1 protein-coding gene is annotated in these 1,568 nt (G+C 40.6%); it reads right to left on the reverse strand.

From position 1 onward, the window contains the following. Window positions 1-182: 182 nt before the first annotated feature. Window positions 183-1,241 carry an oxygen-dependent tRNA uridine(34) hydroxylase TrhO gene (gene trhO / locus BM135_RS16365; RefSeq protein WP_092521586.1) on the reverse strand — a complete coding sequence of 353 codons (1,059 nt, stop codon included), beginning with the start codon at window positions 1,239-1,241 and terminating at the stop codon, window positions 183-185. Window positions 1,242-1,568: the final 327 nt, after the last annotated feature.

The following is a 1,568-nucleotide window of genomic DNA, read 5'->3' on the forward strand; positions in this document are numbered from 1 at the left end:
GACTAAGCGCCAGAAGGCTGGCTGGGATAATGGCTATATGATGAAAATCCTGACAGTGGGATTTTCATCTGTATAAATTAGACCCGTTTGCCCTAGAGTGAGTCCCCAGTCACATAGCTAATTATGTAACTGGGGTAAGTGAATGCAGGCAAAAAAAGCCACAACTTGCAAGATAAGAGCGGTTACTTAATAGATTGCAGTGAGGTAATATTCAAACCATCATTTAACCGATAACGGGATTTATTGAAAATCTTAGCCCCGTTCTCTCTTCCTGCTCGACGAGCACGCTGTTTGTCTTCTGGTAATTTCATCTCTTCACAACAAGAATCGCTGCAACAACCTTCGAAACGTTCTGCACAAGATGGGCACTGGATAAACAATAAATGGCAACCATCGTTTTTACAGTTGGTGTGGATATCACATGTCGCTCCACATTGGTGACAGTGCGCAATGATTTCTTCAGAAATACGTTCACCCATACGCTCATCAAAGACAAAGTTCTTGCCAATAAATCGAATTGGCAATCCTTGTTCTTTCGCTTTACGAGCATATTCAATAATGCCGCCCTCTACGTGATAGACTTTGTTAAAACCGTTATGCAGCATGTAAGCACTCGCTTTTTCACAACGAATTCCGCCAGTACAGTACATAACTATATTTTTATCTTTATTGTCCTTCAGCATTTCTACAGCCATTGGCAACTGTTCACGAAACGTATCTGATGGAACTTCAATCGCATTTTCGAAATGCCCGACTTCATATTCGTAGTGGTTACGCATATCGACAAAAACGGTTTCAGGATCACCCAACATTTGGTTAACCTGCTCCGCTTTAAGGTACTCGCCTGTTTTAGATGGATTAAAAGTTTCATCTTCAATGCCATCAGCAACAATGCGTTCACGCACTTTTAGACGCAATACCCAGAATGATTTACCGTCATCTTCCAGCGCAATGTTAAGGCGCAAATTATATAATGCTGGATCAATCTCCTCCAATAATGCTTTCAACGCATCGACATTTTTGGAAGGTACACTAATCTGTGCATTGATACCTTCTTTGGCGATATAAACCCGCCCAAAGACAGATAATTCGGTAAATTTTTGATACAGGCTGTCGCGAAAAGCCTGTGGGTCGGAAATAGTAAAATATTTATAAAAAGAGATAGTTGTGCGCGGCTCAGTTTCAGCCAACATGCGTTTTTTCAACTCTTTATTAGAAATACGGTTATGTAACACTGGCATGGTGTTCAAAATATCCTTGTATTCTATTGATATATACACTTATGTCTATACATGTCCACAGAGTGTCCACACTAGACCATTATCGACAATTTTTAACTAGAAACCCCTTGTACACACTTGGGGTTTTTATTTTCTACAATATTACTTTTTTCTGTGACCTAGATCTATTAGTCCTTAATCCGACTCGGCTTAAAAGCCAAAACCGACCTACTCATCTATCAATTTGACATCCTCCCCGGCCTAAAGAGGGTGTCGCAAAAGGGGGGAGGTCATTTTTTCAACGTGTCAAGTTGAGCCCATATCCCCTTTTTTAGTGCCTGTTACTTG

The sequence above is a fragment of the Xenorhabdus japonica genome (assembly GCF_900115195.1).
Classification (GTDB): Bacteria; Pseudomonadota; Gammaproteobacteria; order Enterobacterales; family Enterobacteriaceae; genus Xenorhabdus; species Xenorhabdus japonica.

Coding starts and splice junctions, on each gene's coding strand:
- trhO (WP_092521586.1), bottom strand. CDS start 1,241: ATGCCAGTGTTACATAACCGTATTTCTAATAAAGAGTTGAAAAAACGC.